Origin of the sequence: Streptomyces sp. NPDC059010, assembly GCF_042740355.1 — a bacterium.
Classification (GTDB): domain Bacteria; phylum Actinomycetota; class Actinomycetes; order Streptomycetales; family Streptomycetaceae; genus Streptomyces.
Map to the genome: position 1 here is coordinate 53,086 of NZ_JBHYJA010000024.1, position 6,125 is coordinate 59,210.

At 68.9% G+C, this 6,125-nt stretch carries 5 protein-coding genes and 1 pseudogene; 4 read left to right on the forward strand and 2 right to left on the reverse strand.

The features are described from left to right. Nucleotides 1-65 precede the first annotated feature (65 nt). Complete coding sequence (locus ACFWYS_RS25515; protein WP_384773251.1) at nt 66-1,364, forward strand: beta-ketoacyl-[acyl-carrier-protein] synthase family protein; 1,299 nt, start codon at nt 66-68, stop codon at nt 1,362-1,364. Then, the gene (locus ACFWYS_RS25520; RefSeq protein WP_384773254.1) at nt 1,361-1,762 is read left to right on the forward strand and encodes a hypothetical protein; all 402 of its coding nucleotides are present in this window, start codon (nt 1,361-1,363) and stop codon (nt 1,760-1,762) included. Before ACFWYS_RS25515 ends, ACFWYS_RS25520 begins: the two co-directional genes overlap by 4 nt. 49 nt (nt 1,763-1,811) lie before the next feature. Here ACFWYS_RS25520 and ACFWYS_RS25525 read toward each other — a convergent pair. Next, nucleotides 1,812-1,931: pseudogene (locus ACFWYS_RS25525) on the reverse strand (molybdopterin-binding protein); the annotation flags it as partial. 303 nt (nt 1,932-2,234) lie between these two features. Between ACFWYS_RS25525 and ACFWYS_RS25530 the strand changes: the two are divergent. Continuing rightward, nucleotides 2,235-3,395: a lactonase family protein gene (locus tag ACFWYS_RS25530; RefSeq protein ID WP_384773257.1), complete on the forward strand. Its 1,161-nt coding sequence runs from the start codon at nt 2,235-2,237 to the stop codon at nt 3,393-3,395. Between the two features lie 140 nt (nt 3,396-3,535). Here ACFWYS_RS25530 and ACFWYS_RS25535 read toward each other — a convergent pair whose 3' ends face one another. Beyond that, on the reverse strand, nt 3,536-4,672 hold the full coding sequence (locus ACFWYS_RS25535; protein WP_384773260.1) for a PQQ-dependent sugar dehydrogenase: 1,137 nt from the start codon (nt 4,670-4,672) through the stop codon (nt 3,536-3,538). Nucleotides 4,673-5,791: 1,119 nt separating this feature from the next. Here ACFWYS_RS25535 and ACFWYS_RS25540 point away from each other — a divergent pair. Next, complete coding sequence (locus tag ACFWYS_RS25540) at nt 5,792-5,995, forward strand: cold-shock protein (RefSeq protein WP_004986771.1); 204 nt, start codon at nt 5,792-5,794, stop codon at nt 5,993-5,995. The last annotated feature ends 130 nt before the right edge of the window (nt 5,996-6,125 follow it).

The window sequence follows — 6,125 nt, forward strand, 5'->3', positions numbered from 1 at the left end:
TGCACCAGCCGACCCCACCCCACGGCCGGCCAGTCGAAGTGACCCGAGCAACAAAGCGGCGGGTCGTGATTACCGGTTTGGGGGCGATCACCCCCCTCGGCGTCGGCGTTCCGGACCTGTGGCACGGCCTCCTCGAAGGACGAAGCGGCGTGCGGCACCTGGCGGGTGCGGAGTTCGCCGGTCAGCCCGTACGCATCGCCGGGACGGTGCCGGAAGACCCCGCCGAGCTGCTGCCCAGGCCCCAGGCACGACGGATGAGCCGCGCCTCCCAGTTCGCGGTGATCGCCGCCCGCGAGGCATGGCGAGACGCGGGTTTCGACGCGACCGGGACCGTCGAAAGCGGCATCGACCCGAGCCGGGTCGGCGTGTCCATCGGCACCATCATCGGCGGCGCCCCCGTGCTGGTCGACGGTGACCGCCGGCTGCGCGACAAGGGCCCGCGGGGCGTTTCCCCGCTCACCGCCCCGATGACCGTGCCGTCCCAGCCCGCCGCACAGATCTCCCTCGACCTGCGGATAACCGGCGAGGCCCGCACCGTCGTCAGCGCCTGCGCCTCGGGCACCGAAGCCATCGGGCAGGCCATCGACCGCATCCGCCAGGGACACCTCGACATGGTCCTGGCAGGCGGAACGGAGGCCGCCATCACCCCGTCGGTGATGGCCTCCTTCGCCGCCATGCGTGCCCTGTCCACCCGCAACGACGAGCCCCAGCGGGCCTCCCGCCCCTTCGCCAAGGACCGCGACGGCTTCGTCCACGGGGAGGGCGCCGGGCTGCTCGTCCTGGAGGCCGAGGAGCACGCCCTGGCGCGCGGTGCCCGCATCTACTGCGAGGCGGCGGGCTGGGGCCTGTCCGCGGACGCCCACCACCTCGTCGCACCCGACCCCTCGGGCGACGGGATCGTCCTCGCGCTGCGCCGTGCGCTCGCCGACGCCGGATCCGTACCGGGCGACGTCGTCCACATCAACGCGCACGCCACCGCCACCGTGGACGGGGACCTCGCCGAGGCCACGGCGTTGCGCCGGCTCCTGGACGAGCGGGCCGCGGAGGCCCCGGCCGTGCCCGTGACGGCCGTGAAGGGCAACCTGGGCCATCTCCAGGGGGCCGCGGGCGCGGTGGCGGCCGTGGTCGCCGCCCTCACCCTCGACCACGGGCACATCCCGCCCACCATCGGATGCGACGACCTCGACGATGCCTGCGACCTGGACGTGGTCACGTACGTGCCGCGCTCCCTGCCGGCCGCCGGCGACGTCGTCCTGGTCAACTCCTTCGGCTTCGGCGGCCACAACGCGGTCCTCGCCCTGCGCCGCAACCGCACGGACCGCGCAAACCGCCTGGACCGCGCGAAAGAAGGCAAGGCCGGATGACCGACAGCGCTCCCGCTCCCACCCCCCAGGACCTGGTCCGCGCCTTCCACCGGGCCTTCGGTCTCGGCATCGGATCCACCCCGGCCAACGTCAAGCCGGGACTGGCCCGGCACCGCCAAGTCCTCCTGGAGGAGGAAGTGGCCGAGCTCGCCGAGGCGACGGAGTCCGGCCGTCTGGCGGACATCGCGCACGAGCCGGCCGACGTGGTCTACATCGCGTACGGGACCGCCGCCGTGCACGGGATCGACCTCGACGCCGTCCTGGCCGAGGTTCATCGTGCCAACATGTCCAAGCTCGGCCCGGACGGCCGCCCTTCGTACCGGGAGGACGGCAAGGTACTCAAGGGCCCGTCGTACCGTCCGCCGCAGGTCGCCGGCATCCTGCGTGAGCAGTCCTGACCGCTGCCTGACCTGACCGTTCGCCAACCGTGACTGCCGGGTCGCACTTGACGAGCCCGGTGACGAAGCACAGGGCGAACGCCGGCCCCAGCCAGCGGCCGATCGAGGTCGCCGTGCGGGCGTCGTGCAACCTGCCCCTGAACACCGGCGGAAGAACACCCGGTTTCATGCTCCGATCCCACTCGGCGCCTGTCCGTTCCGGAATGTCCGAGCGCCTTACGGAACAGTGACGGCCATCGTCGCCCGGAGAACTGCTTACGAGAGTCTGACGCGCCCCCCGTTCCCCACTCGCCCCACTGCCGCCACCGGCCACGCTTCTCCCGTCCCCGACGAACACGCGGACACACGAACGCCACAAGGAGCGAAGGAGCGGGACATGAGTATGTACGGCGATGGAAGTGAGCCCCGTCCGAGCCGCCGGGTAGCCGGAGGACGTCGCGGTCACCGGGCGAAGTCCAGGACGCGGCGGATCGTGATCGGCGGCAGTGCCCTCGCCACCGCCGCGGCGGCCACCGTGGCCGTGTCCCTGGCCTCTGCGAGCCAGTACGGGACGGCCGGAGCGGAAACCGGCCGTGCCGTCTTCGTGCAGGGCAACGAGCTGAGCGGCAACACCATCCACGTCTTCGCACGGGACGGCCAGGGCAAGCTGAAACCCGCCGGCACCTATGCCACCGGCGGCCGGGGCGGCGACCAGGTCGACGCCCCCACGGACTCCCTCGCCTCCCAGGGCTCCCTCGTCTACGACGACGCCTCCGGCATGCTGCTGGCGGTCAACGCGGGCAGCGGCACGCTGACCTCCTTCCGCGTCGAGGGAACGAAACTCAAGCACCGTCAAGTCCTCGACACCGGCGGCGAGTTCCCCTCCGGCATCGCGGTGCGCGGCAATGTCGCGTACGTGATGAACGCGGGCGGCGAAGGCAGCGTTCAGGGCTTCCGGATCACCAGGAAGGGGCTCGTTCCGATGCGGGGGTCCTTCCGTTCACTCGGGCTGGCCAACGAGGACGTACCACGGTTCGACACCTCGCCCGGCGAGGTCGAGATCACCCCGGACGGCCGTGCCCTGGTGGTCACCACCAAGGGGAACAACACCGTCGAGATCTTCCCGTTGAAGAAGAACGGCCTGCCGGCCGTCGCCGAGCCGGTCGTCAACAAGTCCGCCGGCAACGTGCCGTTCGCGATCAGCTTCGACAGCTCCGGCAGCCGGATGCTGGTCGCCGAGGCCGAGAAGTCCACGGTGAGCGTCTACAAGGTCCGGCACAACGGCAAGCTGAAGGTCCTCCAGCAGCCGCTCGCCAGCGGTCAGGAGGTCCTGTGCTGGCTGGAGCGCGCGGGCAACTACTTCTACGGCGGCAACACCGGCAACTCCACCGTCACCGGCTACCGCATGGACAAGCACGGACGGCTCTCCCTGACGAACGAGGTCGGCCTCGCCACCCCGCCCTCCTCGAAATCGCAGGGCGTGATCGACATCGCCGTGACCAAGGACGCGAAGTTCGTCTACGTCCAGAACGCCACCTCCGGAACGGTCGACGGCTTCCGCGTCGAGGAGGACGGATCCCTCACCAAGGTCACCACCGCCGAGGGCCTTCCCGCGTTCGGCGAGTCGGGCATGGAGGGCATCGCCGCGATGTGACACGCCGGGCGCCGTGGCCGCACAGAACCGTGATCGACCTCGACGATCAGCTGGTCGCTGACGTGGCCAAGGCGCTCGGCACCAGCGCCAGCCAACCTGGGTGACACTCGCTGCTCGGCGGCTTCTTCATCCGGTGGTCGTTACGCCGGGTCAATGCGGGAGACGCTGCCACGCAGGTCGAGCACGTACAGCTCGCCATTGCCTCCCTGAATGAACGAGACGACCCGGCCGCCGTCGACTCCGAGGTTGCTCACGCCGGTCACCTCGCCGTTCTCCATCTGCAGAGCACGGACGGTGCCATCGCAGTAGTCGCTGAACACGTACTGCCCCTTGAGGTCCGGGATCGCCTCGCCTCGGTATACGTATCCGCCGGTCACCGAGCAGCCCAGCCCGCTGCGGTCGTACTCGTGGATCGGCGGTACGTGGTTCGCGGGTTCCGTGCCGCCCTGGAAGGGATGGTTGCCCTCCATCTGGGACCAGCCGTAGTTCTCGCCGCCCTTGCTGGTTGCCGGGGCCCAGTCGATCTCCTCCCAGGCGCTCTGGCCGACGTCCCCGATCAGCAGGTCGCCCGTGCCCGCGTCGAAGGAGAACCGCCACGGATTGCGCAGCCCGTACGCCCAGATCTCGTCCTTCGCGTTCGGGTCGTCCACGAACGGGTTGCCCGGCGGGATCGCGTACGGCTCGGCGCCTCTCGGGTCGATCCGCAGGAGTTTGCCGAGCAGCGTGTCGAGGTTCTGGCCGTTGCCGTGCGGGTCGCCGCCCGAGCCGCCGTCGCCGAACGCGATGTAGAGGTAGCCGTCGGGGCCGAACGTGATGTCGCCGCCGTTGTGGTTCGCGTAGGGCTGAGTCTGGGTGAGGACGGTGCGCCGGGTGTCCGGCTGGATCTTGCCGTCCCGCACCGCGAACTCATCCACGGTGCTGGTGCCTTCGAGGTTCGTGTACGAGATGTAGAAGTGCGCGAACCCCTTGTCGAACGCGATGCCCAGCAGGCCGCGTTCGCCGTTGGTGGTGGTCTCCCTGGATATGTCGAGGACAGGCTCGCCGAGCCCCTCATCGTCCAAGACCCTTACCTTGCCCGCGCGTTCGGCTATCCAGACCGTGCCACCGGGACCGGCGGCGCCGGCGGTCGGATTCTGGGCCGTGGCCACTTTCTTGAGCACGACCTTCGCTGCCTGGCGTGGGGAGCTGAGCTCGTCGGCAGACGCCGTGGTCAAAGCGAGGGAAGCGACGAGGCAGAGGGTGCCGAAGATCGCCGAACTTCTGGTGCGAACTTTCACCGTGATCCTCCTGGAGGTGGCGAACGGGGGAGATCACCCGGCTGCCAGGTGCAGAGACAGGGGCAGAGAGAGGTGGGTGTCGTCCTCACCGGCACGCAGACCTGGGGGGTGGGGGGATTGGTGCGCTACTGGCCACAGGTGAGGCTACCTGGACAGAGGTTGTTGAAATAGACCACACTCCGCCACCCGTTTACCGCCGCTCCGCTTTCCGTCACGCCCTCCGCTTCCCCGTTCCCCCGGGCTGGTCAGGAACGTGGAGCACGTCAGGCGCCGTCGCTTCCCGAGCTGAGAGCGCGAGTTCGATTCTCGTCACCCGCTCCACGATGGAACGCCAGGTCAGCGGCCTGGGGTTGTTTTGTCCGCACTGACTTGAGGCTGGCGCGCCCCTCTGCGTGCAGCAGGCGCATCGGTCAGTTCGGCGGCACCCACGTCCGGCACCCCTTCGCGCCCAATGCGACCTACCGGCGAACACGATCCCGCCTGGGGGATGATGGCCGCCATGCGCATCCGCATCGACGCCGTCGGCCTGCCCGGCCTAGCCTGCCCAGCCTCCGTCGACGGCACGGTCCCGGCGTACGGCAACATCCACGTCGCCGTGCAACGCCGCGACCGTCCGGTGCAGGCGCTCTCTCGTCTCTGCGATGCCGCACACGAAGGACGACGTGACACGGCGTCATCGGCGAGCAAGCCGACCGAGCCCGGACCGCGTGCGCTGCCATCGGCATCGTCTCTTCTGGGCCGATGTGACCTTCATCGCGATAGCTAGGTACCGGCGCGTTCGCCGTTGCCCCATCCTTTTGATGACGATGGCGGCGGCGCACAGCTCATCGACGGTGGTCATGGGCCTGTGGCCGGATAGGTTCGGCAGGAACACTGCATCCGTGCGGATCAATATCTGTATCCGTGAAGCGAGAAATAGGTGCGGCACACGGCGAGTATTCCTGGACCGCCAACCCGCGCGGAATCATTGACCACGCAGAGCCGACCGCGTCATGCTAACGTCGATCTCAGTTGCAGGTGTGGTTGCCAGAAGGTTCATTTTCCGACGGGGTAATCAGCACGGCGACGCGGAATTCACACAGGGTGAATTCCGGACATCGTCTCCGAAGGAGAAATGAAATGGCTACTGGCACTGTGAAGTGGTTCAACGCGGAAAAGGGCTTCGGCTTCATCGAGCAGGACGGCGGCGGCGCCGACGTCTTCGCCCACTACTCCAACATCGCCGCCCAGGGCTTCCGTGAGCTGCTGGAAGGTCAGAAGGTGTCGTTCGACATCGCGCAGGGCCAGAAGGGCCCGACGGCCGAGAACATCGTTCCCGCCTGACACCGGCGGCAACGCATACTTCGCAGCTGGGGGCGCCCCCCGGGGGGGGGGGGCCCCCAACCCAGCCCTTAATAGGGGGGGTGGGGGGGTAGCACCCCCCCACACCAACGTGTCAGGTTAAAGACGATGA